General features: G+C 66.9%; 22 protein-coding genes. 18 read left to right on the top strand and 4 right to left on the bottom strand.

Annotation, left to right across the window (positions count from 1 at the left end):
- Window positions 1-27 precede the first annotated feature (27 nt).
- The 4 genes from GPZ80_RS04215 (at window position 28) to GPZ80_RS04200 (ending at window position 9,638) form a co-directional block, all read left to right on the top strand.
- Window positions 28-591 carry an Rv1363c family protein gene (locus GPZ80_RS04215; RefSeq protein WP_187218431.1) on the top strand — a complete coding sequence of 188 codons (564 nt, stop codon included), beginning with the start codon at window positions 28-30 and terminating at the stop codon, window positions 589-591.
- 389 nt (window positions 592-980) lie between these two features.
- Window positions 981-1,784: a hypothetical protein gene (locus GPZ80_RS04210; protein ID WP_187218430.1), complete on the top strand. Its 804-nt coding sequence runs from the start codon at window positions 981-983 to the stop codon at window positions 1,782-1,784.
- Between the two features lie 346 nt (window positions 1,785-2,130).
- Window positions 2,131-5,637 (top strand): DNA-directed RNA polymerase subunit beta, encoded by a 3,507-nt coding sequence (gene rpoB, locus GPZ80_RS04205; RefSeq protein WP_187218429.1) that lies wholly within the window; start codon window positions 2,131-2,133, stop codon window positions 5,635-5,637.
- A gap of 101 nt (window positions 5,638-5,738) precedes the next feature.
- On the top strand, window positions 5,739-9,638 hold the full coding sequence (locus GPZ80_RS04200) for a DNA-directed RNA polymerase subunit beta' (RefSeq protein ID WP_187218428.1): 3,900 nt from the start codon (window positions 5,739-5,741) through the stop codon (window positions 9,636-9,638).
- Between the two features lie 444 nt (window positions 9,639-10,082).
- On the opposite strand, the gene GPZ80_RS04195 is transcribed toward GPZ80_RS04200, so the two are convergent.
- The 4 genes from GPZ80_RS04195 to GPZ80_RS04180 form a co-directional block, all read right to left on the bottom strand.
- Entirely contained in the window at window positions 10,083-12,632 is a 2,550-nt protein-coding gene (locus GPZ80_RS04195; RefSeq protein ID WP_187218427.1) for a hypothetical protein, read from the bottom strand.
- Between the two features lie 134 nt (window positions 12,633-12,766).
- On the bottom strand, window positions 12,767-12,964 hold the full coding sequence (locus GPZ80_RS04190) for a tautomerase family protein (protein ID WP_187218426.1): 198 nt from the start codon (window positions 12,962-12,964) through the stop codon (window positions 12,767-12,769).
- Entirely contained in the window at window positions 12,964-13,692 is a 729-nt protein-coding gene (locus tag GPZ80_RS04185) for an SDR family NAD(P)-dependent oxidoreductase (protein ID WP_187218425.1), read from the bottom strand. Before GPZ80_RS04185 ends, GPZ80_RS04190 begins: the two co-directional genes overlap by 1 nt.
- 63 nt (window positions 13,693-13,755) lie before the next feature.
- Window positions 13,756-14,346: a TetR/AcrR family transcriptional regulator gene (locus GPZ80_RS04180; RefSeq protein WP_187218424.1), complete on the bottom strand. Its 591-nt coding sequence runs from the start codon at window positions 14,344-14,346 to the stop codon at window positions 13,756-13,758.
- A 153-nt stretch (window positions 14,347-14,499) separates the two neighbouring features.
- Between GPZ80_RS04180 and GPZ80_RS04175 the strand changes: the two genes are divergently transcribed.
- The 14 genes from GPZ80_RS04175 (at window position 14,500) to rpsC (ending at window position 25,860) form a co-directional block, all read left to right on the top strand.
- Entirely contained in the window at window positions 14,500-14,841 is a 342-nt protein-coding gene (locus tag GPZ80_RS04175; RefSeq protein ID WP_187218423.1) for a hypothetical protein, read from the top strand.
- A gap of 420 nt (window positions 14,842-15,261) precedes the next feature.
- A complete protein-coding gene (locus tag GPZ80_RS04170) occupies window positions 15,262-15,999 on the top strand; it encodes a D-Ala-D-Ala carboxypeptidase family metallohydrolase (RefSeq protein ID WP_187218422.1) in 738 nt (245 codons plus the stop codon).
- A 477-nt stretch (window positions 16,000-16,476) separates the two neighbouring features.
- Window positions 16,477-16,851: a 30S ribosomal protein S12 gene (gene rpsL, locus GPZ80_RS04165; protein WP_030473471.1), complete on the top strand. Its 375-nt coding sequence runs from the start codon at window positions 16,477-16,479 to the stop codon at window positions 16,849-16,851.
- Window position 16,852: 1 nt separating this feature from the next.
- Complete coding sequence (gene rpsG / locus GPZ80_RS04160) at window positions 16,853-17,323, top strand: 30S ribosomal protein S7 (protein ID WP_018682836.1); 471 nt, start codon at window positions 16,853-16,855, stop codon at window positions 17,321-17,323.
- Window positions 17,324-17,391: 68 nt separating this feature from the next.
- Window positions 17,392-19,491 (top strand): elongation factor G, encoded by a 2,100-nt coding sequence (gene fusA, locus GPZ80_RS04155; RefSeq protein ID WP_187218421.1) that lies wholly within the window; start codon window positions 17,392-17,394, stop codon window positions 19,489-19,491.
- A 131-nt stretch (window positions 19,492-19,622) separates the two neighbouring features.
- A complete protein-coding gene (gene tuf, locus GPZ80_RS04150) occupies window positions 19,623-20,816 on the top strand; it encodes an elongation factor Tu (protein ID WP_091382664.1) in 1,194 nt (397 codons plus the stop codon).
- A gap of 389 nt (window positions 20,817-21,205) precedes the next feature.
- Window positions 21,206-21,511, top strand: coding sequence for a 30S ribosomal protein S10 (gene rpsJ / locus GPZ80_RS04145; RefSeq protein ID WP_003938093.1), 306 nt, complete (start codon window positions 21,206-21,208; stop codon window positions 21,509-21,511).
- A 38-nt stretch (window positions 21,512-21,549) separates the two neighbouring features.
- Entirely contained in the window at window positions 21,550-22,200 is a 651-nt protein-coding gene (gene rplC / locus GPZ80_RS04140; protein WP_187218420.1) for a 50S ribosomal protein L3, read from the top strand.
- On the top strand, window positions 22,200-23,096 hold the full coding sequence (rplD, locus tag GPZ80_RS04135; protein WP_187218419.1) for a 50S ribosomal protein L4, sunset domain variant: 897 nt from the start codon (window positions 22,200-22,202) through the stop codon (window positions 23,094-23,096). The genes rplC and rplD overlap by 1 nt, the downstream gene beginning before the upstream one ends.
- Complete coding sequence (gene rplW / locus GPZ80_RS04130) at window positions 23,093-23,392, top strand: 50S ribosomal protein L23 (protein ID WP_091382657.1); 300 nt, start codon at window positions 23,093-23,095, stop codon at window positions 23,390-23,392. Before rplD ends, rplW begins: the two co-directional genes overlap by 4 nt.
- Before the next feature lie 15 nt (window positions 23,393-23,407).
- A complete protein-coding gene (rplB, locus tag GPZ80_RS04125; protein WP_187218418.1) occupies window positions 23,408-24,244 on the top strand; it encodes a 50S ribosomal protein L2 in 837 nt (278 codons plus the stop codon).
- Window positions 24,245-24,261: 17 nt separating this feature from the next.
- Complete coding sequence (gene rpsS / locus GPZ80_RS04120; RefSeq protein ID WP_018682829.1) at window positions 24,262-24,543, top strand: 30S ribosomal protein S19; 282 nt, start codon at window positions 24,262-24,264, stop codon at window positions 24,541-24,543.
- Between the two features lie 73 nt (window positions 24,544-24,616).
- Window positions 24,617-25,030 carry a 50S ribosomal protein L22 gene (gene rplV, locus GPZ80_RS04115; RefSeq protein WP_187218417.1) on the top strand — a complete coding sequence of 138 codons (414 nt, stop codon included), beginning with the start codon at window positions 24,617-24,619 and terminating at the stop codon, window positions 25,028-25,030.
- Window positions 25,030-25,860: a 30S ribosomal protein S3 gene (rpsC, locus tag GPZ80_RS04110; protein ID WP_091382648.1), complete on the top strand. Its 831-nt coding sequence runs from the start codon at window positions 25,030-25,032 to the stop codon at window positions 25,858-25,860. Before rplV ends, rpsC begins: the two co-directional genes overlap by 1 nt.
- Window positions 25,861-25,863 lie beyond the last annotated feature (3 nt).

Genomic DNA, 25,863 nt, shown 5'->3' with positions numbered 1-25,863 from the left:
TTTCGCACCCGTCTACCCTGGAGTGTCATGACCAGCACGGACCCTGAGATCGACGACGTCACCGACGAGCAGCCCGCGCGCAGGAGGCTGAACCCGTTCGTGCTCGTCGCCCTCGGTCTGGTGGTCGTGAGCGCCGCCGCGGCGGTCTGGTTCGGCGTCGCCTGGGTCAAGGCCGCCAACGACGACGACCTCGAGCTGTCCCGGATGCGCGACGAGGTCACCCGGGTCGGCGAGCAGGCGATCATCACGTTCAACACCCTCGACTACCGCAAGGTCGACGAGGATCTCGACCGGTGGCTCAACGCCTCCGTCGGCCCCCTGCACGACGAGGTCGTCGGCAGGCGCGAGACCAGTAAGACGGCCATCCAGCAGGCCAAGACGGTGACCAGCGCGCGGGTGCTCAAGTCCGCGGTGACCGACCTGCGCGACCGTGAGGGCAAGGCCGTCCTCATCGCCGCCATCCGGATCGATGTCACCCCCGACGGCAAGCCGACCACGTCGAAGTACCAGCGCATCCAGGGGTCGCTGGACCGGACCGACGCGGGCTGGAAGCTCAGCGGCGTCGCCTTCGTGCCGTTCACCCCCGCCTGATCGCCGAGAGGACTGTCCACACAGTGCCCACGCCCCCGTCGCGCCGCCGCCCGGTCACGCCCCCGACGACGCCCGTCCGCCGCCCCAAGGTCGCGGGCCTGCATCGCCCCACCGGCGCCGAGCACGCCGACGTCGAGCAGGCGGACAGCAAAATACTCGAGCCCACCGACTCCACCACCGAGTCGTCCACAGCGCGCCCCAGCGATCCACAGCCCACCAAGCAGGACCGGAAATCCCCCGCCACCCCGATAGACTGGGCAGGGGCCGTCCCCCCGGAGAGGGTGGGGGCTGCGCGGGGTTCGGTCGAAGCGGAAAACGAAAACGCTGTCGGCGGATCGGATGAGTCCACTGAGTCGGCTGAGTCCTCTGTGGCCGGTGGGGTCGACGCTGTGTCCGAAGAGGATGCCGAGGCGCGTCGAGTGGGCTCCGACGAGGGTGATGTCGATGTCGTCAGCCCGGCCGTGCTGGGCGTCGACCACGGCACCGATGAGGATGCCGCCCAGGTGCCCTCCCCGCGGCCCGCGGGCAAGCGCAGGGCCACCGGTATCCGCGTTCCCGAAGACCTCGCCGCCGCCGAGCGCGGCCCCGCCGGCGATGACGACGGTGTCGACGAACGGTCGCCGGAAGAGGTGGCCGCCGCCGCCCGAAACCGGTCCATCAACCTCGCCATCGTTCTCGCGGTGGTCGCCCTGGTGCTCGCCGGGCTGGCCCTGTGGTTCCGCGGCGAGGCCAACTCGCTCACCGGTGGCGCCGACGGCACCAACCGCGCCCTCACCGACAGCGCCGCCACCAGCGAGGTCCAGGGCAAGCTCACGGTCGCCATCGAGAAGACCCTGACCTACAGCTTCGCCGACCTCGACGCCACCGCCAAGGCCGTCAAGGAACACCTAGCGGGCAACGCCGTGTGCGAGTACGACAAGCTGTTCGGCCAGCTCAAGGAGCTCGCGCCCGCGCAGAAGCTGGTGCTGACGACCAAGGTCCGCCAGATCGGCGTCACCCGGCTCGACGGCGACAAGGCCGACTTGTTGGTCTTCGTCGACCAGTCGACGACCCGCACCGACCAGAACCAGACCACCGCCAGCGGCGCCCAGTTCGGCATCCGCGCGGAGAAGCTCGACGGGACCTGGAAGATCACCGATTTCGACATGCTTGATCAGCCACTGCCCGACGGCAAGCCCGCGCCAACGTGCTGAGTCCCAGCTTGTAGCAGGCAAGTTTCCCCAGGTCAAGCGGCTATCTGTGAGCGGCTCGGCGCTGCTGCAAAAGTGGATTCTCAGGCGTGGCATCTTGACTACGCGACCGTCCGGGGTCACGCTGATACCCAGCACGTACTGAGCGGGAGGACCGATTGAGCGGCGGGCCTCGACAGTCGCCCATTTAGTGGCTAGACTGCCCCTTTGCGCTGCCCACTTTCCGCACGCCCTTTGCCAAGAGCTAGGATGTTGGGCACCACGGCACCCTTGACAGGCGCGTATTCAGCTTGCTAGCGCGAGCAGAGCATGTGACTGTCAACCGCTCATAGTCCTGGAAGGACGCATCTTGGCAGTCTCCCGCGCGACCAAGGCCACTGCTGCGACCAACTCCGCCACTGCTTCGAACTCGGGTATCCCGGGAGCGCCCCGTCGGGTCTCCTTCGCGAAGATCCGCGAGCCCCTGGGTACGCCCAACCTGCTGGACCTGCAGATCCAGTCGTTCGAGTGGTTCACCGGCAACGAGATGTGGTTCCAGCGCCGCATCGATGCCGGTGACGAGAACCCTGTCGGCGGCCTTGAGGAAGTCCTCAACGAGATCTCCCCGATCGAGGACTTCTCCGGCTCCATGTCACTGTCCTTCTCCGACCCGCGCTTCGACGAGGTCAAGGCCTCCGTCGAGGAGTGCAAGGACAAGGACATGACCTACGCCGCGCCGCTGTTCGTCACGGCCGAGTTCACCAACAACACCACTGGCGAGATCAAGAGCCAGACGGTGTTCATGGGTGACTTCCCCGTCATGACCAACAAGGGCACGTTCATCATCAACGGCACCGAGCGTGTCGTGGTGTCGCAGCTGGTCCGTTCGCCCGGTGTCTACTTCGACACCGCGATTGACAAGACCACCGACAAGGACGTCTTCAGCGTCAAGGTCATCCCGAGCCGCGGCGCGTGGCTCGAGTTCGACGTCGACAAGCGCGACACCGTCGGTGTCCGCATCGACCGCAAGCGCCGCCAGCCGGTCACCGTGCTGCTGAAGGCCCTGGGCTGGACCACCGAGGCCATCCGCGAGCGGTTCCACTTCTCCGAGACGCTGCTCGCCACGCTCGAGAAGGACCACACCGCCGGCACCGACGAGGCGCTGCTCGACATCTACCGCAAGCTGCGCCCGGGCGAACCGCCGACGAAGGAGAGCGCCCAGACGCTCCTGGAGAACCTGTTCTTCAAGGAGAAGCGCTACGACCTCGCCAAGGTTGGTCGCTACAAGATCAACAAGAAGCTTGGCCTCGCGATGCCGACGAACACCGGCGTGCTGACCGAGGACGACATCGTCACCACCATCGAGTACCTGGTCCGCCTGCACGCGGGCGACACCTCGATGGTCGCGGGCGAGGGCGAGAACCAGCGTGAGATCCCGGTCGAGGTCGACGACATCGACCACTTCGGCAACCGCCGCCTGCGCACCGTGGGTGAGCTGATCCAGAACCAGATCCGGGTCGGCCTCTCCCGCATGGAGCGCGTGGTCCGCGAGCGGATGACCACTCAGGACGTCGAGGCGATCACGCCGCAGACCCTGATCAACATCCGCCCGGTCGTCGCCGCGATCAAGGAGTTCTTCGGAACCTCCCAGCTGTCGCAGTTCATGGACCAGACCAACCCGGTCGCCGGTCTGACGCACAAGCGTCGGCTCTCGGCTCTGGGCCCCGGTGGTCTGTCCCGTGAGCGCGCGGGCATGGAGGTCCGCGACGTCCACCACTCGCACTACGGCCGCATGTGCCCGATCGAGACGCCGGAAGGCCCGAACATCGGCCTGATCGGCTCCCTGTCGAGCTACGCGCGGGTCAACCCGTTCGGCTTCATCGAGACCCCGTACCGCAAGGTCGTCGAAGGTCAGGTCACCGACCAGATCGACTACCTGACCGCGGACGAGGAAGACCGGCACGTCATCGCCCAGGCGAACGCGCCGCTCGACGACGAGGGCCACTTCGCCGAAGAGCGCGTGCTCGTCCGCAAGCGCGGCGGTGAGGTCGAGTTCATCGAGCCGTTCGACGTCGACTACATGGACGTCTCGCCGCGCCAGATGGTCTCGGTCGCGACCGCGATGATCCCGTTCCTCGAGCACGACGCCGCGAACCGCGCCCTGATGGGCGCGAACATGCAGCGTCAGGCGGTCCCGCTGCTGCGCAGCGAGTCCCCGCTGGTCGGCACCGGCATGGAGCTTCGCGCCGCGGTCGACGGCGGCGACCTGGTCACCGCCGCGAAGGCCGGTGTCGTCGAGGAGCTCTCCGCCGACTTCATCACCGTGATGGCCGACGACGGCACCCGCCAGACCTACGGGATGCACAAGTTCCGCCGGTCGAACCAGGGCACCTGCATCAACCAGAAGCCCATCGTGGCCGAAGGCCAGCGGGTCGAGGTCGGACAGGTCATCGCCGACGGGCCGTGCACCGAAGACGGCGAGATGGCCCTCGGCAAGAACCTGCTCGTGGCGATCATGCCGTGGGAAGGCCACAACTACGAGGACGCGATCATCCTGTCGCAGCGCCTCGTGCAGGACGACGTGCTCACCTCGATTCACATCGACGAGCACGAGATCGACGCGCGCGACACGAAGCTCGGCGCCGAGGAGATCACCCGGGACATCCCGAACGTCTCCGAGGAGGTCCTCGCGGACCTCGACGAGCGCGGAATCATCCGGATCGGCGCCGAGGTCGGCGCGGGCGACATCCTGGTCGGCAAGGTCACGCCCAAGGGCGAGACCGAGCTGACCCCGGAGGAGCGCCTGCTGCGCGCCATCTTCGGTGAGAAGGCCCGCGAGGTCCGCGACACGTCGCTGAAGGTGCCGCACGGCGAGACCGGCAAGGTCATCGGCATCCGCGTCTTCTCCCGTGAGGACGAGGACGAGCTGCCCCCCGGCGTCAACGAGCTGGTCCGGGTCTACGTGGCCCAGAAGCGCAAGATCCAGGACGGTGACAAGCTCGCGGGCCGCCACGGCAACAAGGGCGTCATCGGCAAGATCCTGCCCGTCGAGGACATGCCGTTCATGCCGGACGGCACCCCGGTCGACGTCGTGCTGAACACCCACGGTGTTCCGCGTCGTATGAACATCGGGCAGATCATGGAGTCCCACCTCGGGTGGATCGCCAAGCAGGGTTGGTCCATCGAGGGCCACCCGGACTGGGCGAAGAAGATCCCCGAGGAGCTCTTCGAGGTCGAGCCCGACACGAACACCGCCACGCCGGTGTTCGACGGCGCCCGCGAGGACGAGATCACCGGCCTGCTCGGCTCGACGCGGCCCAACCGCGACGGCGAGCGCATGGTGGGCTCGGACGGCAAGGCGACCCTGTACGACGGTCGCAGCGGCGAGCCGTACCCGTACCCGGTCTCGGTCGGCTACATGTACATCCTGAAGCTGCTCCACCTGGTCGACGACAAGATCCACGCCCGTTCGACCGGCCCGTACTCGATGATCACCCAGCAGCCGCTCGGTGGTAAGGCGCAGTTCGGTGGCCAGCGCTTCGGTGAGATGGAGTGCTGGGCGATGCAGGCCTACGGCGCGGCGTACACGCTGCAGGAGCTGCTGACGATCAAGTCCGACGACGTGCTCGGCCGCGTGAAGGTCTACGAGGCCATCGTCAAGGGCGAGAACATCCCGGAGCCGGGTATCCCGGAGTCCTTCAAGGTGCTCCTCAAGGAGCTCCAGTCGCTGTGCCTCAACGTGGAGGTGCTGTCGTCCGACGGCGCCGCCATCGAGATGCGCGACGGGGACGACGAGGACCTGGAGCGCGCCGCCGCGAACCTGGGTATCAACCTCTCGCGCAATGAGTCGCCGTCCGTGGACGACGTCGTCAATTAACCTCGCTGCCGCCGCCGGGAGGAACCGGAAACTCCTCCCGGCGGGCAGGCACTGATCCCCCCATTTTCGTGCTGTAACCAAGAAGGGGAGAAGGAACCGACGTGCTGGACGTCAACTTCTTCGACGAGCTCCGCATCGGCCTTGCGACCGCAGACGACATCCGTCAGTGGTCCTTCGGTGAGGTAAAGAAGCCCGAAACGATCAACTACCGCACCCTCAAGCCGGAGAAGGACGGGCTCTTCTGCGAGAAGATCTTCGGTCCGACCCGGGACTGGGAGTGCTACTGCGGCAAGTACAAGCGCGTGCGCTTCAAGGGCATCATCTGCGAGCGCTGTGGTGTCGAGGTCACTCGCGCCAAGGTTCGCCGTGAGCGCATGGGCCACATCGAGCTCGCCGCGCCGGTCACCCACATCTGGTACTTCAAGGGTGTCCCGAGCAGGCTGGGCTACCTGCTCGACCTCGCGCCGAAGGATCTCGAAAAGATCATCTACTTCGCCGCGTACGTGATCACCTCGGTGAACACCGAGCTGCGCCACAACGACCTGCCCACCCTCGAGAACGAGATGGGCGTCGAGCGCAAGCAGGTCGAGAACCGTCGCGACGCCGACATCGAGGCCCGCGCGCAGAAGCTCGAAGCCGACCTGGCGCAGCTTGAGGCCGAGGGCGCGAAGAGCGACGTCCGCCGCAAGGTCAAGGAGGGTGGCGAGCGGGAGATGCGCCAGCTCCGCGACCGCGCCCAGCGTGAGCTGGACCGGCTCGACGAGATCTGGTCGACCTTCACCAAGCTCGACATCAAGCAGCTCATCGCCGACGAGATGCTCTACCGCGAGCTCATCGACCGCTACGGCGACTACTTCACCGGGTCCATGGGCGCCGAGGCGATCCAGACCCTGGCGCGCGACTTCGACGTCGACGCCGAGGCCGACATCCTGCGCGACACGATCCGCAACGGCAAGGGGCAGAAGAAGCTTCGCGCGCTCAAGCGGCTCAAGGTCGTCGCGGCGTTCCAGGCGACCCGCAACTCGCCCATGGGCATGGTGCTCGACTGCGTCCCGGTGATCCCGCCGGACCTGCGGCCGATGGTCCAGCTCGACGGTGGCCGCTTCGCCACCTCCGACCTGAACGACCTGTACCGCCGCGTGATCAACCGCAACAACCGCCTCAAGCGACTGATCGACCTCGGCGCGCCCGAGATCATCGTCAACAATGAGAAGCGGATGCTGCAGGAGGCCGTCGACGCGCTGTTCGACAACGGCCGCCGCGGTCGCCCGGTGACCGGACCGGGCAACCGCCCGCTCAAGTCGCTGTCCGACCTCCTCAAGGGCAAGCAGGGTCGGTTCCGCCAGAACCTGCTCGGCAAGCGAGTCGACTACTCGGGCCGTTCGGTCATCGTCGTCGGCCCGCAGCTCAAGCTGCACCAGTGCGGTCTGCCCAAGGCGATGGCGCTCGAGCTGTTCAAGCCGTTCGTCATGAAGCGGCTGGTCGACCTCAACCACGCGCAGAACATCAAGTCCGCCAAGCGGATGGTCGAGCGTGCGCGCCCGGCCGTGTGGGACGTGCTCGAAGAGGTCATCACCGAGCACCCCGTGATGCTGAACCGTGCGCCCACGCTGCACCGTCTCGGCATCCAGGCCTTCGAGCCGCAGCTGGTGGAAGGCAAGGCCATCCAGCTGCACCCGCTGGTCTGTGAGGCGTTCAACGCCGACTTCGACGGTGACCAGATGGCGGTCCACCTGCCGCTGTCGGCCGAGGCTCAGGCCGAGGCGCGCATCCTGATGCTGTCGTCGAACAACATCCTGTCCCCGGCGTCGGGTCGCCCCCTGGCGATGCCGCGTCTGGACATGGTCACGGGCCTGTACCACCTGACCCGCCTCAAGGAGGACGGGCTGGGCGCCGGACACGCGTACTCCTCGCCCGCCGAGGCGATCATGGCCTACGACCGCAAGGTCCTCGGCCTGCAGTCCATGGTCAAGATCCGCATCTCGGACCGGACCCCGGGCCCCGGCATGCAGCCTGAGGACTGGGCTCCCGGTCAGCCGTGGCTGGCCGAGACCACCCTGGGCCGCGTGCTGTTCAACGAGCTGCTTCCGCCGGACTACCCGTTCATGAACGAGCCGATGCCGAAGAAGCGTCAGGCCGCGATCGTGAACGACCTCGCGGAGCGGTACCCGATGGTCACCGTGGCGCGGACGCTGGACCGGCTCAAGGACGCGGGCTTCTACTGGGCCACGCGTTCGGGCGTCACCATCGCCATGTCCGACGTCATCGTGCCGCCGGCCAAGGTCGGGATTCTCGAGGACTACGAGAAGAAGGCCGACACCGTCGAGAAGCGCTACCAGCGTGGTCAGCTCTCCGCCACCGAGCGGAACAACGAGCTGGTCAAGGTCTGGAGCAACGCGACCGAAGAGGTCGCGAAGGCGATGGAGGACAACTACCCCGACGACAACCCGATCCCCACGATCGTGAAGTCGGGCGCGGCGGGCAACATGACCCAGATCCGTCAGCTCTCGGGCATGAACGGTCTGGTCACCAACCCGCGTGGTGAGTTCATCCCGCGACCGATCAAGGCCAACTTCCGTGAAGGCCTGTCGGTGCTGGAGTACTTCATCGCGACGCACGGTGCCCGCAAGGGTCTGGCCGACACCGCGCTGCGTACCGCCGACTCGGGTTACCTGACCCGTCGTCTGGTGGACGTGTCGCAGGACGTCATCGTCCGCGAGGTCGACTGTGGGACCACCCGCGGCATCGTGATGACGCTGGGCGACCCCATCGAGGGTGGCAAGGTCCTGCGCGACCAGCACGTCGAGACCAGCGTCTACGCGCGCTGCGTCGCCGACGAGGTCAAGGACTCCGAGGGCAACGTCCTGCTCAACCGGGCGGACGACCTCGGCGACCCGGCCATCGAGAAGCTGCTGGAGTCCGGTGTCTCCAAGGTCAAGGTCCGCTCGGTCCTGACCTGCGAGGCCGCGGTCGGCGTCTGCGCCACCTGCTACGGCCGCTCCATGGCGACGGGCCAGCTCGTCGACATCGGCGAGGCCGTCGGCATCGTGGCCGCGCAGTCCATCGGTGAGCCCGGCACGCAGCTGACGATGCGTACGTTCCACCAGGGTGGTGTGGCCGGAGACGACATCACCACCGGTCTGCCGCGTGTCCAGGAGCTGTTCGAGGCCCGCGTCCCCAAGGGCAAGGCCCCGATCGCCGACGTCGACGGCCGCGTGCGCATCGAGGACGGCGACCGTTTCTGGAAGATCACCCTCACGCCGGACGACGGCAGCGAGGAGATCATCTTCGAGAAGCTGTCGAAGCGTCAGCGGCTCGCCGCGACGCCGACCGGACCGCTCGCCGACGGCGACCACGTCTCGGTCGGCCAGCAGCTGCTGGAAGGCACCCGCGACCCGCACGAGGTCCTGCGAGTCATGGGTCCCCGTGAGGCGCAGCTGCACCTGGTCGAGGAAGTCCAGAAGGTCTACCGCGCCCAGGGTGTGTCGATCCACGACAAGCACATCGAGGTCATCGTCCGGCAGATGCTGCGCCGGGTCACGATCCTCGACAGCGGCACCGCCGAGTTCCTGCCCGGCGCTCTCATCGAGCGCGCCGTGTTCGAGTCGGAGAACCGCCGCGTCGTGGGCGCCGGTGGCGAACCCGCCTCGGGTCGCCCGGTCCTGATGGGTATCACGAAGGCCTCGCTGGCCACGGACTCGTGGCTCTCGGCCGCCTCCTTCCAGGAGACGACCAGGGTCCTGACCGATGCCGCGATCAACGGGCGCAGCGACAAGCTCGTGGGTCTGAAGGAGAACGTCATCATCGGTAAGTTGATCCCGGCTGGTACCGGTATCAACAAGTACCGCAACATCCAGGTCCAGCCGACCGAAGAGGCACGAGTGGCGGCTTACGCCATCCCGTCCTACGACGACGGCTACTACACGCCGGACGTGTTCGGCACGGGCACTGGTGCGGCGGTTCCGCTGGACGACTACGACTTCGGCCGCGACTACCGTTAGTCCGAAGTAGACAGACAAGAAACGCGCCCCCGGCCACCCGGCCGGGGGCGCGTTTCGTTGGGTTCACTGTCTGTGTGGGACAGCTCGGGTGGTGCCGCTGTCAGTCCACCCACGTCTACGACAGCCTGTTCCAACTCGTCCCGCCCCACGATGCTCAGCCCGCTGCCCGGTCGGCACCGGGTGCCGAAGCAGACCGCAGGCGCTAGGCCATTGATCAGCGGCTACTTGCGGCTGCACGGCCCGCGGGCAAAGCCGAGGGCGCCGCGTTCCTGGAGATGACCAGGACCGAAGCCGCCGCGATATGGCCCGATGGGCTGGCTGAGGTCACCGTCGACGGGCGCACCGCCCACCTTCCTGGTCCGCAGTGGACAGACAAGAAGCGCGCCCCCAGCGGCTCGGCTGGGGGCGCGCTTCGCTTGGCTCCTCGCTTCAGTACCTACAGGGTCAGCCCAGGTGGTAGCCGAAGACGTCGGCGATCACGTGGACGCCGCCGACGTTGTTGTAGAACTGGACCTTGCCGTCGATCACGGGAACGGTGACCAGGTTGGGCACGGTCGCCCCGGCCACGAAGTTCACTGTGGACGCCAGCGGCCGCGGCGCGCCGGACGGCCATACGGTCAGGAAGCTTGTCGCTGTGGAGTCGGTGGCCGTCACGTTGAGGGTGATCGCGGTGGCGTCCGCGGGGACGCCCTTGATCCCCGCGACCGGCAAGGTGACGGTCTGACCCGCACCCAACAGGCCTTGCCGGACTCCAGTGCCGGAGCGGGTGTCCATAAGCCGTTGGGGATCCAGCGGGGCGAACACCTTGCCGCCTGCCTCGTGCGGTGCGAGGTGGTAGCCGAGGACGTCGACGATCACGTGGGCGGACGCCGGGGTGGTGAACCCGAAGGTACCCCCGTACGGCGACTTGACGATCACCATGTTCGCCACGGTCTGTCCCGCATGGAAGTTCAGGTTCGACGTGGTGGCGGTGCCCCACGGTGCGGTCACGGCCAAATAGCCATCCCGGTCCGGTTCGGTCACGGTCACGTTGAGGACGACGGACACGCTCCCGCCTTGGCCGCTCGCGATGTCCGGCACGGTCGCCACGTGCTGGCCGCCGGGCCTGGTCTTGGCGCCCTCCCAGTCCTTGCGCGTGTCCAGGATGCGCTGGGGTGCGCGTGGGTAGAACAGTGACGGGCTCTTCGGCGAGTGGTAACCGAAGAAGTCCGCGACCACGTGCACCCGGCCCGCGTTGTTGTAGAAGGCGACCTTGCCGTCGACCACCGGCACCGTGACCAGGTTCGGCACAGTCTGCCCGGCGACAAAGTTCAGGTTCGAGGTCGCCGGTCGGGCCCGGCCGTTGGGCCACACGGTCAGGTAGCTCGACGCCGTCGGGTCGATCGCGGTCACGTTGAGAACCACGGATGTCGCTTCCGCGGGCACACCCGCGAGGGTGAGGGTGCGCTGTTCGGCCGGGCCGATCGGCGCTGACTGGGTTCGGGTGTCCATCAGCCGAACCGGCTCGACGGCGGTGTACCCGGCGGTGCCCGCGGGCAAGGCCACGTCGGCATGCTGGACCGTGTTGTCGGGGCCGGTCTCGAACGTGGTGACCCGATCGGCTTCGTCGCCCACGGAGAGAGCCAGGCGGTACGGCCCCGGCGGTGCCTGGGGTACGAAGGTCACGGTCGTGGTGACACGTCCCGCCGGGTTTGTCACGGTCGTGCCGGTGTACACGGGCTGCGTGGACGAGTAAGGGGCCCACGCGTCCAGGCGCGCCCACGTGGCCTTCGGCGCCGTAGCGGTGAGGTCGAACTCGACGGTTGCCATGCCGCCCTTCGCCCAGTCGATCTCCGTGCCACTCACCACAGTGTTGGAAACCGTGGGCCGCGGCGGCTCGGCCGCGACGACCGAATCAAGCGTCGGTCCGTTCTGGTACCAGGTTTCGTAGACGGCGGTCGCGCCGTTCTGGTCGATGATGAGCAGACCCTGGATGGGGCAGGCGATGAATTCTCGCGGAACCCGGATGGGGATGGAGACGGTGCCACCGGGTTCCGCCGGGAGGATGGGAGTGCCCGCGACGCAGCCCCCTCGAATGTCGAGCTTCGCCGAGACCGCGCGTGATCCGCTCGCCATGGTGGCCACCAGGTCGACCTTCGCGTCGGGCTCCCAGGAGTTCACCGGGTTGTTGTGGAGCACCGGCTTCCCGACCACGATCGAGTTGCCGGTCACCTGCAGTGGTGCAAGCGCGAGGTCGGTGTACTTACCGACCACACCGGCGTTGTCGACCAGTTCGACCTGCGCCACCGACCAGGTCCCGGCCGGGGCTCCCGCCGGGAGCGTCACTTCGACGGTCTGACGTGAGGCCTGCACGGTGTACCGGCTCTGGCCGGTTGCCGTCGCGGAACCTGGTCCGCGCAGCGTAAGGGCCATGCTGTGCACACCGGACTGCGTGTCCTGCACGTTCAGGAGATAGCGCAGCGTGCCGATTCCCGCGTGCGTCGGGTACCTCTGGTCGTCGGTGATGAGGTCCGAGTAGGTCGGTGGACTCTCGTCGACGATGGTGGTCGCGACGAAGCGGCTGTCGAAGGCGGCTTTGAGCTGTTCGTCGGTCAGTTCCATCGAGTGCAGGGGAATGGCGGTGGTCTCGGCCGCGAACCGTGTCACAGCCCAGGTCGTCAACGCGGTCGTGCCCGTTCGGGGCACGTCGAACTCGTATTCGTACGTCGACTCGTCGCCCGTCGTGGAGACCCAGCTCGCGGTGCCCGCGGCACTCGTGCCGCGGATGAACTTGATCGTCCGCGCGGGGAGAGCCGTGGCCGGATCGGTCGCGAGGTCGAACGACCCGCGGTGATGATTCCTCGGTTCCTTCACCTTGAACGTCAGCACGTTCCGGGCCGGCCCGTTGGTGGCGTCGAGATTCGCACTGCTCCACGAGAGAGCCACCAAGCGCAGTTCGTCTTCGGCGGCCGACGCGGGTGCGGCGGTGAAGGAAACCGCGATGGAAACGACCAAGGCCGCGCCGAATAGACGCGGCCATCTTGATGATGACAAAGGAAAGTCCCCTCAGATTGCCCCAGCCCCAGTGTGCTCGATTATGGGGGAGGAGAACGTTCCGGGTCGAGGCGCCTCGACCCGGAACCCCTCGGTCAGGACTGTCGGAGTTCCTCCACGCTGCGCCCGTGCACGCCCCAGTCGGCGAGGTCGACCTCGTCGATCAGGACGAATGTGGTGGCCGGGTCCTTGTCGAGGACATCGCGCAGCAGATCCGTGACGCCCGAGATCAAGGCCGCCTTCTGCTCCTTGGTCGCGCCTTCTCGGGTGATCTTTATGTTGACGTACGGCATCAGGCCCGCCCGCCCACGTAGCCGCCGTCCACGTTCAGGATGTGGCCGGTGACGAAGCCCGCGTCCGCCAGGTACAGCACCGCCGCGGTCGTGTCGGACACATCGCCGACCGTGTTCAGCAGGGCCAGGCCCGCCAGGTCGTCCACGTTGATCCCGTCGTGCAGCGGGGTCCGGATGATGCCGGGGGCCACCAGGTTCACGCGGATGCGATAGGGGGCGAGTTCAGCCGACAGACTCACGGTCAGCGAGTGCACCCCGCCCTTGGTGACCAGTGGTGCGGACGCGGGCACGCCCGACTTCGCGTGGTCGACGAAGACGGTGCCGATGTTGACGATCGCGCCGCCGTCGCCTTGGGCGATCAGCCGGCGGACCACGGCCTGGGTGACCAGGTAGGTGCCCCTGAGGTTGATCGACAGGTACTGGTCGAGTTCCTCCTCGGTGACATCGACGAACGGCTTGACGCCGAAGATGCCCGCGCTGTTGACGAGCAGGTCGACGCCGCCGAAGCGGTCGACGGCCGCGGCGACCAGTGCCGCGCCGGTCGTGGCGGCGCCGATGTCGCCCGGCACGGTGGCGACCTGGGTGGGGGAGCCGAGATCGGCGGCCGCGGCGGCGAGCTTGTCCGCGTCGCGGCCGTTGATGACGACGTTTCCGCCTCGCTTGACGTATTCGCGGGCGACGTCGAAGCCGATGCCGCTCGACGCTCCGGTGATGATCGCGGTGGACATGCAACTCCTGTCAGAACAAGACGACCAGTCGTCTTGGAATTGGGATAAAAAAAAGAGACCGAGTCAGGGCTGGAAGTAGCCGTCGAGCAGCCTGCGGAGGCACTTGTGCAGCGGTTCGACCGACCGCTCCACCTTCATTCGGATCACCGCGCCCTCCCAGGACTCGATGAGCATGTCCGCCAGTTCGGCGGCGTCCTCATCGGCCCGGATGAGCCCGAGCCGCTGCGCGTCGGCGATGGCGTCACGAACGCCGTCGCGCCAGTCCAGGAAAGCGGTGGACAGCGCGACCCGACAGGCCTCGCTCTCGTCGAGTTCGCCCGCGAGGTTGGCCAGCAGGCAGCCGCCCTCGAACCGGGTCCGCTCGAACTCGGCGGCCTGGGCCTGAAAGAAAGCCCGTAGTCCGGTGACCGGATTAGGCGCGTTCTCCAGGGCTGCGGCCAGGCTTTCGGCGGTGCATCGCTGGGTGTGCTCGATCGTCGCCACGGCGAGCGCTTCCTTGCTGGGGTAGTAGTTGTAGAACGAGCCCTTGGGGATCTCGACGCTGTCGAGCAGGTCCTTCAAGCCCGTGCCGTGGTAGCCCTGCCGCAGAAACGCGTGCGTGCTCGCTTCGAGCAGCCGCTTGCGGGTGCCCTCGCTGAGCCGTGGTCGCGCCATGCCGGGAACAATACGACCAGTCGTCTTGAAACGCAAGAACCTTCTCTCCCGACTGTCCACAAGCTAGTCTTCAGCACCCGAGGCTCCGGTCTGTGCCGTTCGGACCGACCAGGGTGCTCGACACGGGCACGGGGCACCGGGTAGGGCGGTGTCGTGCGCGAGATCGACCCGTTCGGGTCGATCCGACTGGCGGTCGGCGGCCAAGGTGGCATTCCCGCGGGCGTCACCGCGGTGGCCATGAACCTCACCGTCACCAATTCCACCCAGTGCGGCTACATCACCGGCACAGCGGGGCAGTCATGGCCGCTGGCCTCGACCGTCGACTTCGTGGCCGGGCAGACCGTGCCGAACATGGCGATCCTGCCTGTGGCCGCCGACGGCCGTGTCGACTTCTACAACGGAAGCCCAGGCACGACCGGCTTGATCGCGGACGTCACGGCCTGCTTCGTCAAGACGCCCAGCGCGGATACCAGCCGATCAACGCCACCCGCCTGATGGGCTCCCGTCAGGGCGCCGCCGGTCCACTGCCCGGGGGCAGGCCTGGTCCCGGAAGGTCGCCACCGGTGAGGTTTCCGCCCACGCCAACGCCGTCATGCTGAACGTGCCGGTGATCCCGACGCACGGTCGACACCCTGACCGTTTTTGACCGGACCCAAGCCGCTGGGCCCGTACGCGGACACGACGTACAACGTGCTCAACGGTGTCGCTCTCCCGCCCTCGCCATCAGGGCGCGAACGAGGTGGCGTTCCACAATTGCGGCCCGGGCACCCCACTTTCATCGACGGTTCACCCAAGGCCCGCGCGACCCCTCGTGTGCGGCGATCGGACCCCTAACAACGTCGTGGTCCATTGACCCTCATTCGAGCGCTCCGTCACTCTCCGAGAGTCCTGTCGCTCGGATCAGTGAGGTGCCGTGTGAACCGACGCTTGGCCCGACTCTTATCCACCCTTCCCATCCTCGCCGCCGCCATCCTGTCCACCCTCGTGCTCACCGCCGCCCCGGCCCAGGCCGACGGCTGCTACACGTGGGGCCGCACCCTGTCCCAAGGCATGTCCGGTGAGGACGTGCGCCAACTCCAGATCCGCGTCTCCGGCTACCCCGGCTACGGCGGCGTGCTCGCCCTCGACGGCCAGTTCGGACCCGGCACGAAGTCCGCCGTGACCCGCTTCCAGCAGGCCTACGGCCTCGGCGCGGACGGGATCGCCGGCTCCGCGACCTACAGCAAGATCTACGCGCTGCAGGACGATGACTGCACCCCGGTCAACTTCTCCTACGCCGAGCTGAACCGCTGCAACAGCGACTGGTCGGGCGGCGCGGTCTCGGCGTCGACGGCGAAGTTCAACGCCCGGGTGACGATGTGGAAGCTGCAGGCGATGCGCCACGCGCTCGGTGACCAGTCGATCACCGTGACGAGTGGCTTCCGCAGCTACGCCTGCAACAACGCGGTCGGCGGCGCCTCGAACAGCCGTCACCTGTACGGGGACGCCGCGGATCTCGGCTCCGGCCCGCATTCGCTGTGTCGCCTGGCACAGCAGGCCCGCAGCCACGGCTTCACGGGCATCCTCGGGCCGGGCTACCCGGGCCACAACGATCACACGCACCTCGACGGCCGCTCCAGCCGCTTCTGGTCGGCGCCCAACTGCGGCATCTGACCTGCGGAAACCAGGCCGCGACGGGCCGACGCCCCACCAGCGTCGGCGCGTCGCGGCCCATTTCCTGAGATCGACTGGACGCCAGGACTACCATCAGAACTCGTACCCCCGGCTGGGTTGACACAGTGCGCGTCCCTATTGTGAAAGTCGTAAAGGGACCCCGATTTGTCCCCGCGCCCGTGGGGAAGGTATCTTTGCTACTCGCGCCCGACCCATGTCGGGTCGATCCGTGTGCCTGTGCCGCGCGGTCCGCGAACTGGATGGTCGTTTACCCGATCGCCACGAAGCGGGCTCCTGTCAGTCACGCCGGAGTTCCTTCCGAACCCCGCTGGGATGTTTCACTCCCGCGTGGGGTGCTGCCGGGAACGGGCGACACGCCCGACCTCGGGGGACGGGCGGAACAGCAGGAACCGTAAGTACACAGTGCATATCGGTGCCCGATAACGGGTGTCGACATGAAGCAGAGAAAGCCGGTCTATGCCCACGATCCAGCAGCTGGTCCGCAAGGGCCGCCAGGACAAGGTCGCCAAGCAGAAGACTGCGGCTCTCAAGGGGAGCCCGCAGCGGCGTGGCGTGTGCACCCGTGTGTACACAACCACCCCGAAGAAGCCGAACTCGGCACTGCGCAAGGTCGCACGCGTGAAGCTGACCAGCGGCATCGAGGTCACCGCGTACATCCCGGGTGAGGGTCACAACCTGCAGGAGCACTCCATGGTGCTCGTTCGCGGTGGCCGAGTGAAGGACCTGCCGGGTGTTCGTTACAAGATCATCCGCGGCTCGCTGGACACCCAGGGCGTGAAGAACCGCAAGCAGGCCCGCAGCCGTTACGGCGCGAAGAAGGAGAAGAGCTGATATGCCCCGCAAGGGACCGGCCCCTAAGCGGCCGCTGATCTCCGACCCGGTGTACAGCTCGCCGTTGGTCACGCAGCTCATCAACAAGGTGCTGAAGGACGGCAAGCGTTCCGTCGCCGAGCGTATTGTCTACGGTGCCCTCGAGGGTGCCCGCGACAAGACCGGCACGGACCCCGTGGTCACGCTCAAGCGTGCGCTGGACAACGTGAAGCCGACCATCGAGGTCAAGAGCCGCCGCGTCGGTGGCGCCACGTACCAGGTGCCGATCGAGGTCAAGCCCGGTCGTTCCACCACCCTGGCGCTGCGCTGGCTCGTCTCCTTCTCACAGGCCCGCCGTGAGAAGACCATGATCGAGCGTCTCATGAACGAACTCCTCGACGCCTCCAATGGCCTTGGTGCCAGCGTCAAGCGTCGCGAGGACACCCACAAGATGGCCGAGTCGAACAAGGCCTTCGCCCACTACCGCTGGTGACAACCGGCCTCGGCCTCCCGGCCGGGGCTCCAGCGGCGCCGTAGCTGCAAAGACAGGGGAAGAAACCCGTGGCACTCGACGTGCTCACCGACCTGGCCAAGGTCCGCAACATCGGGATCATGGCTCACATCGACGCGGGCAAGACCACGACGACCGAGCGGATCCTCTTCTACACCGGGATCAGCTACAAGATCGGCGAGGTCCACGACGGTGCCGCGGTCATGGACTGGATGGAGCAGGAGCAGGAGCGCGGCATCACGATCACGTCCGCCGCGACGACCTGCTTCTGGAAGAACCACCAGATCAACATCATCGACACGCCCGGTCACGTCGACTTCACCGTCGAGGTCGAGCGCTCGCTGCGCGTCCTCGATGGCGCCGTCGCCGTTTTCGACGGCAAAGAGGGTGTCGAGCCCCAGTCCGAGCAGGTCTGGCGCCAGGCGACCAAGTACGACGTCCCGCGTATCTGCTTCGTCAACAAGATGGACAAGCTGGGCGCGGACTTCTACTTCACCGTGCGCACCATCTCCGAGCGCCTCGGCGCGAAGCCGCTGCCCATCCAGCTGCCCATCGGCAGCGAGGGTGACTTCATCGGCGTTGTCGACCTGGTGCAGATGCGCGCGCTGACGTGGCGTGGCGAGGTCTCGAAGGGCGAGGACTACACGGTCGAGGAGATCCCGGCCGACCTCATCGACAAGGCCAACGAGTACCGCGAGGCGCTCATCGAGGCCGTCGCCGAGACCGACGACGACCTGATGGAGCTCTACCTCGCGGGCGAGGAGCTGTCGGTCGAGCAGATCAAGACGGGTATCCGCCGGATCGTCACGAACCGGTCGGCCTACCCCGTGCTCTGCGGTTCGGCGTTCAAGAACAAGGGCGTCCAGCCCATGCTCGACGCCGTGATCGACTTCCTCCCGTCCCCGCTGGACGTGCCGCCGGTCGAGGGCACACTGCAGGACGGCGAGACCAAGGTCCTCCGCGCGCCGAACACCGAAGAGCCGTTCTCCGCGCTGGCCTTCAAGATCGCCTCGCACCCGTTCTTCGGCAAGCTGACCTACGTCCGGGTCTACTCCGGCAGGCTCGCTTCCGGCTCCCAGGTCATCAACGCGACCAAGGACCGCAAGGAGCGCATCGGAAAGCTCTTCCAGATGCACGCCAACAAGGAGAACCCGGTCGACGAGGCCATCGCGGGTCACATCTACGCGGTGATCGGCCTCAAGGACACCACGACCGGTGAGACCCTGTGCGACCCGGCCAACCCGATCGTCCTGGAGTCCATGACGTTCCCCGACCCGGTCATCCAGGTCGCGATCGAACCGAAGACCAAGGCCGACCAGGAGAAGCTGGGCACGGCGATCCAGAAGCTCGCCGAGGAAGACCCGACGTTCCGGGTCAACCAGGACGACGAGACCGGCCAGACCATCATCGCCGGTATGGGCGAGCTCCACCTCGACATCCTCGTCGACCGCATGCGGCGCGAGTTCAAGGTCGAGGCGAACATCGGCAAGCCGCAGGTCGCCTACCGTGAGACGATCCGCCGCACGGTGGACAAGCTCGACTACGTCCACAAGAAGCAGACCGGTGGCTCCGGCCAGTTCGCGAAGGTCATCATCAAGCTCGAGCCGCTGGCCACCACGGACGGCGTGCTCTACGAGTTCGACAACAAGGTCACCGGTGGTCGCGTGCCGCGGGAGTACATCCCGTCGGTCGACGCCGGTGCGCAGGACGCCATGCGTTACGGCGTGCTCGCCGGATACCCGCTCGTCGGGTTGAAGCTGACCCTGCTGGACGGCGCGTACCACGAGGTCGACTCGTCGGAAATGGCCTTCAAGGTCGCCGGTTCGATGGCGCTCAAGGAAGCCGCGCGCAAGGCCGACCCGGTCCTGCTCGAGCCGATGATGGCGGTCGAGGTGACCACGCCCGAGGACTACATGGGTGAGGTCATCGGAGACCTGAACTCCCGCCGTGGCCAGATCCAGGCCATGGAGGAGCGCAGCGGTGCCCGGATCGTCAAGGCACTGGTTCCGCTGTCAGAGATGTTCGGGTATGTCGGCGACCTGAGGTCCAAGACCCAGGGTCGCGCGAACTACTCGATGGTGTTCGACTCCTACGCCGAGGTTCCCACGAACGTCGCCAAGGAGATCATCGCAAAGGCTACGGGGGAATGACCCCCAACCGGAGCACCGCACGATAGGTGCGGGCTCTCCGGGGGGTCTCCCCGGGGTCCGCACATTTGACCCTGAATAGCCGCCACCGAATGTCCGGTCAGGCGGGAAGTACTAGTCCAGGAGGACACAAAGTGGCGAAGGCGAAGTTCGAGCGGACCAAGCCGCACGTCAACATCGGGACCATTGGTCACATCGACCACGGCAAGACCACGCTGACCGCGGCGATTTCCAGGGTCCTGCACGACAAGTTCCCCGACGTGAACCCTCTGATGAACTTCGATCAGATCGACAAGGCGCCGGAAGAGAAGCAGCGCGGTATCACGATCTCGATCGCACACATCGAGTACGAGACCGGCAAGCGTCACTACGCGCACGTCGACTGCCCGGGTCACGCGGACTACATCAAGAACATGATCACCGGTGCCGCCCAGATGGACGGCGCGATCCTCGTGGTCGCCGCGACCGATGGTCCGATGCCGCAGACCAAGGAGCACGTGCTCCTGGCCCGTCAGGTCGGCGTGCCGTACATCGTTGTCGCGCTGAACAAGGCCGACATGGTGGACGACGAGGAGATCCTGGAGCTCGTCGAGCTCGAGGTTCGCGAGCTGCTGACCGAGTACGAGTTCCCGGGCGACGACCTGCCGGTCGTGCGCGTCTCCGCGCTCAAGGCCCTCGAGGGTGACGCCGAGTGGGGCGAGCGCCTCATGGAGCTCATGACCGCGGTCGACGAGAGCATCCCGGAGCCCGAGCGGGAGACCGAGAAGCCGTTCCTCATGCCCATCGAGGACGTCTTCACGATCACCGGCCGCGGCACCGTCGTGACCGGCCGTATCGAGCGCGGCATCATCAAGGTGAACGAGACCGTCGAGGTCGTCGGAATCCGCGAGAAGGCGCTGTCGACCACGGTCACCAGCATCGAGATGTTCAAGAAGTTCCTCGACGAGGGTCGGGCGGGTGACAACGCGGCGCTGCTGCTCCGCGGTGTCAAGCGTGAGGATGTCGAGCGCGGCCAGGTTGTGGTTCGCCCCGGCACCACCACCCCGCACACCGACTTCGAGGCGCAGGCGGTCATCCTGAGCAAGGACGAGGGTGGACGTCACACCCCGTTCTTCAACAACTACCGCCCGCAGTTCTACTTCCGCACCACCGACGTGACCGGTGTCGTCACCCTCCCCGAGGGCACCGAGATGGTCATGCCGGGCGACAACACTTCCATGACCGTGAAGCTGATCCAGCCGATCGCCATGGACGAGGGTCTGCGGTTCGCCATCCGCGAGGGTGGCCGCACCGTTGGTGCCGGACAGGTCACGAAGATCATCGCTTAGTCCCGATCCGGGGTGTCCGAGTTAGCTCGGACACCCCGGTTTGGATTGCCGCACACTCGTGTGGCATTCTTTATGGGTTGCTCGTTGCGGGGCGGCCGGTCAGTTTCTTACACCGGCCGCCCTGGCACGAGTGCCGGGGTCTTTCACGACCCTCAGATCTTTGGTTTGGCCCCCGTGGCGATGAGTACTCCACCAATGGAGCTCGGAATCGACAAGGGACCCGCATGTGAAGTCGGCGCGACACGCCCGACCGCGTGGACCGGGGAAGCCAGAGATCTGAACACCGATTTGACTTATGAACAGGGAAGCGGCGCGGCACGGCCTTTGCGGGCCCGCCGAGGATCGCAACCGCACCGCAGCGGTACGAGACAGAGGAACGGCAAGCCATTATGGCGGGACAGAAGATCCGCATCCGGCTCAAGGCCTACGACCACGAGGCGATCGACGCGTCCGCGCGCAAGATCGTGGAGACCGTGACGCGCACCGGCGCGCGGGTCGTCGGGCCAGTGCCGCTGCCCACCGAGAAGAACGTCTACTGCGTCATTCGCTCGCCGCACAAGTACAAGGACTCGCGCGAGCACTTCGAGATGCGTACGCACAAGCGTCTGATCGACATCCTCGACCCGACGCCGAAGACGGTCGACGCGCTCATGCGCATCGACCTGCCGGCCAGTGTCGACGTCAACATCCAGTAAAGCGTGCGTGGCGAGAGCGGCGGAGAGTAACGATAGCCATGTCTGACAGGCAGATGAAGGGAATCCTGGGCACCAAGCTCGGGATGACCCAGATCTTCGACGAGAACAACCGGATCGTTCCGGTGACCGTCGTCAAGGCGGGACCCAACGTGGTCACGCAGATCCGTAACCAGGAATCCGACGGCTATGTCGCGGTCCAGCTGGCGTTCGGCGCCATCGACCCGCGCAAGGTCAACAAGCCTGAAGCCGGCCACTTCGGCAAGGCGGGTGTGACGCCGCGCCGCTTCCTCGCGGAGCTGCGCACCACCGACGCCACCGAATACGAGCTCGGCCAGGAGATCACCGCTGAGGTGTTCGAGGCCGGTCAGGTCATCGACATCACCGGGACCACCAAGGGCAAGGGCACCGCGGGTGTCATGAAGCGGCACGGCTTCAAGGGTCTGGGCGCCTCGCACGGCACCCAGCGCAAGCACCGCTCCCCGGGTTCCATCGGTGGCTGTGCCACCCCGGGCCGCGTGTTCAAGGGTCTGCGGATGGCCGGCCGGATGGGCAACGTCCGGGTCACCACCCAGAACCTCAAGGTGCACCAGGTCGACGGTGGGTCCGGCCTGATCCTCATCAAGGGCGCCGTTCCGGGGCCCAAGGGCGGTCTCGTGTTCCTGCGTACCGCAGCTAAGGGTGGTGCCTGATGACCAGCATTGACATCAAGACCCCCGCGGGCAAGACCGACGGCACTGCCGAGCTTCCCGCAGAGATCTTCGACGTGCAGGCGAACATTCCGCTGATGCACCAGGTGGTCACGGCGCAGCTCGCCGCGGCCCGCCAGGGCACGCACTCGACGAAGACTCGTGGCGAGGTCTCCGGCGGTGGCCGCAAGCCGTACCGCCAGAAGGGCACCGGCCGCGCCCGTCAGGGCTCGACGCGTTCCCCGCAGTTCGTCGGTGGCGGTATCTCGCACGGCCCGCAGCCGCGCGACTACGCCCAGCGGACCCCCAAGAAGATGAAGGCCGCCGCCCTGCGCGGTGCCCTCTCCGACCGGGCCCGCTCCGGCCAGGTGCACGTGGTGACCGGTCTGGTGGACGGCGACAAGCCCTCGACCAAGACCGCCCGCAACCTGCTGGCCACGCTGACCGACGCCAAGCGCGTTCTGGTCGTGCTGACCCGTGACGAGGACGTCGCCTGGGTGTCGGTGCGCAACCTGCAGAACGTGCACGTGATCGCGCCGGACCAGCTGAACACCTATGACGTGCTCGTCAACGACGACATCGTGTTCACCAAGGCCGCGCTCGACGCGTTCCTGTCCGCCCCGACCCGCGGCGCCAAGGCTTCGGCCAAGGGCTCCGAGGTCCAGGGCCTCGTCGGCGGCGCGCGCTTCGGTGCGGGCAGCCACGACGCGCTGGAGGACGGCTCGCAGCCGGAGGGTTTCCCGATCAAGGGCAACGCCGACTCGATGCTGTACCACGTGCCGGGCACCGCTTTCTACGACCGGACCGTTGCCGAGGTGTGGTTCGCCACCGCCGAGGACGCTGAGAAGGCAGGCTTCCAGTTGCCGCCGTCGCAGCGGAAGTCTGAGGAGGACAAGTGATCCCCGACCCCCGCGACATCCTGCTCGCGCCGGTGATCTCCGAGAAGTCCTACGGGCTGCTCGAGGAGAACAAGTACACCTTCGTGGTGTCTCCGGACGCCAACAAGACCCAGATCAAGATCGCGGTCGAGAAGGTCTTCGGCGTGAAGGTGGTGAGCGTCAACACGCTCAACCGCAACGGAAAGCGCAAGCGCACCCGCACCGGGTTCGGCAAGCGCAAGGACACGAAGCGCGCGATCGTCACGCTCTCCCCGGAGAGCAAGCCGATCGAGATCTTCGGCGGCCCGGCCGCGTAAGGGACTGACTAAAACATGGGCATCCGCAAATACAAGCCGACCACCCCGGGCCGTCGTGGCTCCAGCGTGTCGGACTTCGCCGAGATCACCCGGTCGACGCCGGAGAAGTCGCTGATCCGTCCCCTGCATGGCAAGGGCGGGCGTAACGCGCACGGCAAGATCACCACCCGGCACAAGGGTGGCGGTCACAAGCGCGCGTACCGCCTCATCGACTTCCGTCGCAACGACAAGGACGGCGTGCCGGCCAAGGTCGCTCACATCGAGTACGACCCCAACCGCACCGCCCGCATCGCGCTGCTGCACTACGCCGACGGCGAGAAGCGCTACATCATCGCGCCGAACAAGCTGTCGCAGGGCGACCCGATTGAGAACGGCCCCCGCGCCGACATCAAGCCGGGCAACAACCTGCCGCTGCGCAACATCCCGGTCGGCACCGTGATCCACGCGATCGAGCTCCGCCCCGGTGGCGGCGCGAAGATCGCCCGGTCCGCCGGTGTGAGCGTGCGTCTCGTCGCGAAGGACGGCCCCTACGCCCAGCTGCGTATGCCGTCCGGCGAGATCCGCAACGTCGACGTGCGCTGTCGCGCCACGGTTGGCGAGGTCGGCAACGCCGATCACTCCAACATCAACTGGGGCAAGGCGGGCCGCATGCGCTGGAAGGGCAAGCGCCCGACCGTCCGCGGTGTCGCGATGAACCCGGTCGACCACCCGCACGGTGGTGGTGAGGGTAAGACCTCCGGTGGTCGCCACCCGGTGAACCCGGCCGGTAAGCCCGAAGGCCGCACCCGTCGCAACAAGCCGAGCGACAAGTTGATCGTCCGCCGCCGTTCCACCGGCAAGAACAAGCGCTGAGCAGGGAGGTAGAAGCAATGCCACGCAGCCTGAAGAAGGGCCCGTTCGTGGACGACCACCTGCTCAAGAAGGTGGACGCTCTCAACGAGTCCGGCAAGAAGACCGTGATCAAGACTTGGTCGCGTCGCTCGACGATCATCCCCGACATGCTGGGGCACACGATCGCCGTGCACGACGGCCGCAAGCACGTCCCGGTGTTCGTCTCCGAGGCCATGGTGGGTCACAAGCTGGGCGAGTTCGCCCCGACCCGCACGTTCAAGGGCCACATCAAGGACGACCGCAAGGCCCGTCGCCGCTAGGCGGCTCGAACTAAAGCACAGCAGTTCCCCGCCAGGCGGGGCTGTACCAGAGAAAGAGCAAGGGGAAGCAGCGATGAACGCCCGTAACGAAGCTCCGGCGCAGGAGGAATTCCCTCGCGCCGTTGCTCGGGCTCGCTACGTTCGCGACACGCCCATGAAGGTGCGCCGCGTCGTCGAGCTCATCAGGGGACGTAGCGCCAGCGAGGCCCTGGCCGTGCTCCAGTTCGCGCCGCAGGCGGCTAGTGAGCCGGTCGCGAAGGTGCTCGCCAGTGCCATTGCCAACGCCGAGAACAACCTCAACCTCGACCCGGACACCCTTTGGGTGTCGACGGTGTACGTGGACGAGGGCCCGACGTTGAAGCGTTTCCGTCCGCGTGCCCAGGGGCGCGCCTACCGGATCCGCAAGCGCACGAGCCACATCACGGTCGAGGTCGAGTCCCGGCCGAAGCCCGCAGCCAAGGCTGCCAAGAAGGGTGGTGCCCGCTAATGGGGCAGAAGATCAACCCACACGGCTTCCGGCTTGGGATCACCACCGACTGGCGGTCCCGTTGGTACGCCGACAAGCAGTACGCGGAGTACGTCGCGGAAGACGTGAAGATCCGCCGCCTCCTGTCCAAGGGCATGGAGCGCGCCGGCATCTCCCGCGTGGAGATCGAACGGACCCGTGACCGGGTTCGCGTCGACATCCACACCGCGCGTCCCGGCATCGTCATCGGCCGTCGTGGCGCCGAGGCCGACCGTATTCGCGGCGAGCTCGAGAAGCTCACCAAGAAGCAGGTTCAGCTGAACATCCTCGAGGTCAAGAACCCCGAGGCCGACGCCCAGCTGGTCGCCCAGGTGACCGCCGAGCAGCTGTCCAACCGTGTGTCGTTCCGGCGCGCGATGCGTAAGGCCATCCAGTCGGCCATGCGCTCGCCGCAGGTCAAGGGCATCCGGGTGCAGTGCGGTGGCCGTCTCGGCGGTGCCGAGATGTCCCGCTCGGAGCACTACCGCGAGGGTCGCGTCCCGCTGCACACGCTGCGCGCCGACATCGACTACGGCTTCTTCGAGGCCCGCACCACCTTCGGCCGTATCGGCGTCAAGGTGTGGATCTACAAGGGCGAGGTCGTCGGCGGTCGCCGCGAGCACGAGGCGCGTTCGGCCGCTCCGTCGGCCGACCGTCGCGAGCCGCGTCGCGAGCGTCCGAACCGGGCGCGTCGCTCCGGTGCCTCCGGCACCACCGCCACCAGCACCGAGGCGGGCCGTGCGGCCGCCGAGGCGCAGCAGACGAAGGCAGAAGCCCCCGCGGCAGAAGCCTCTGGCAACGGGGAGAGCTGAGTC

The sequence above is a fragment of the Actinokineospora xionganensis genome (genome assembly GCF_014323725.1).
Classification (GTDB): Bacteria; Actinomycetota; Actinomycetes; order Mycobacteriales; family Pseudonocardiaceae; genus Actinokineospora; species Actinokineospora xionganensis.
The sequence above is the reverse complement of the archived record's forward strand: the minus strand, read 5'-3'. Positions and strand labels throughout refer to the sequence as shown.

Coding starts and splice junctions, on each gene's coding strand:
- GPZ80_RS04180 (WP_187218424.1), bottom strand. CDS start 14,346: ATGGCGCGACCACGGCTCAGCGAGGGCACCCGCAAGCGGCTGCTCGAA.
- rplD (WP_187218419.1), top strand. CDS start 22,200: ATGACCAGCATTGACATCAAGACCCCCGCGGGCAAGACCGACGGCACT.
- rpsG (WP_018682836.1), top strand. CDS start 16,853: ATGCCCCGCAAGGGACCGGCCCCTAAGCGGCCGCTGATCTCCGACCCG.
- rplC (WP_187218420.1), top strand. CDS start 21,550: ATGTCTGACAGGCAGATGAAGGGAATCCTGGGCACCAAGCTCGGGATG.
- GPZ80_RS04185 (WP_187218425.1), bottom strand. CDS start 13,692: ATGTCCACCGCGATCATCACCGGAGCGTCGAGCGGCATCGGCTTCGAC.
- rplV (WP_187218417.1), top strand. CDS start 24,617: ATGAACGCCCGTAACGAAGCTCCGGCGCAGGAGGAATTCCCTCGCGCC.
- rpsL (WP_030473471.1), top strand. CDS start 16,477: ATGCCCACGATCCAGCAGCTGGTCCGCAAGGGCCGCCAGGACAAGGTC.
- rpsS (WP_018682829.1), top strand. CDS start 24,262: ATGCCACGCAGCCTGAAGAAGGGCCCGTTCGTGGACGACCACCTGCTC.
- rplB (WP_187218418.1), top strand. CDS start 23,408: ATGGGCATCCGCAAATACAAGCCGACCACCCCGGGCCGTCGTGGCTCC.
- rpsC (WP_091382648.1), top strand. CDS start 25,030: ATGGGGCAGAAGATCAACCCACACGGCTTCCGGCTTGGGATCACCACC.
- GPZ80_RS04215 (WP_187218431.1), top strand. CDS start 28: ATGACCAGCACGGACCCTGAGATCGACGACGTCACCGACGAGCAGCCC.
- GPZ80_RS04190 (WP_187218426.1), bottom strand. CDS start 12,964: ATGCCGTACGTCAACATAAAGATCACCCGAGAAGGCGCGACCAAGGAG.
- rpsJ (WP_003938093.1), top strand. CDS start 21,206: ATGGCGGGACAGAAGATCCGCATCCGGCTCAAGGCCTACGACCACGAG.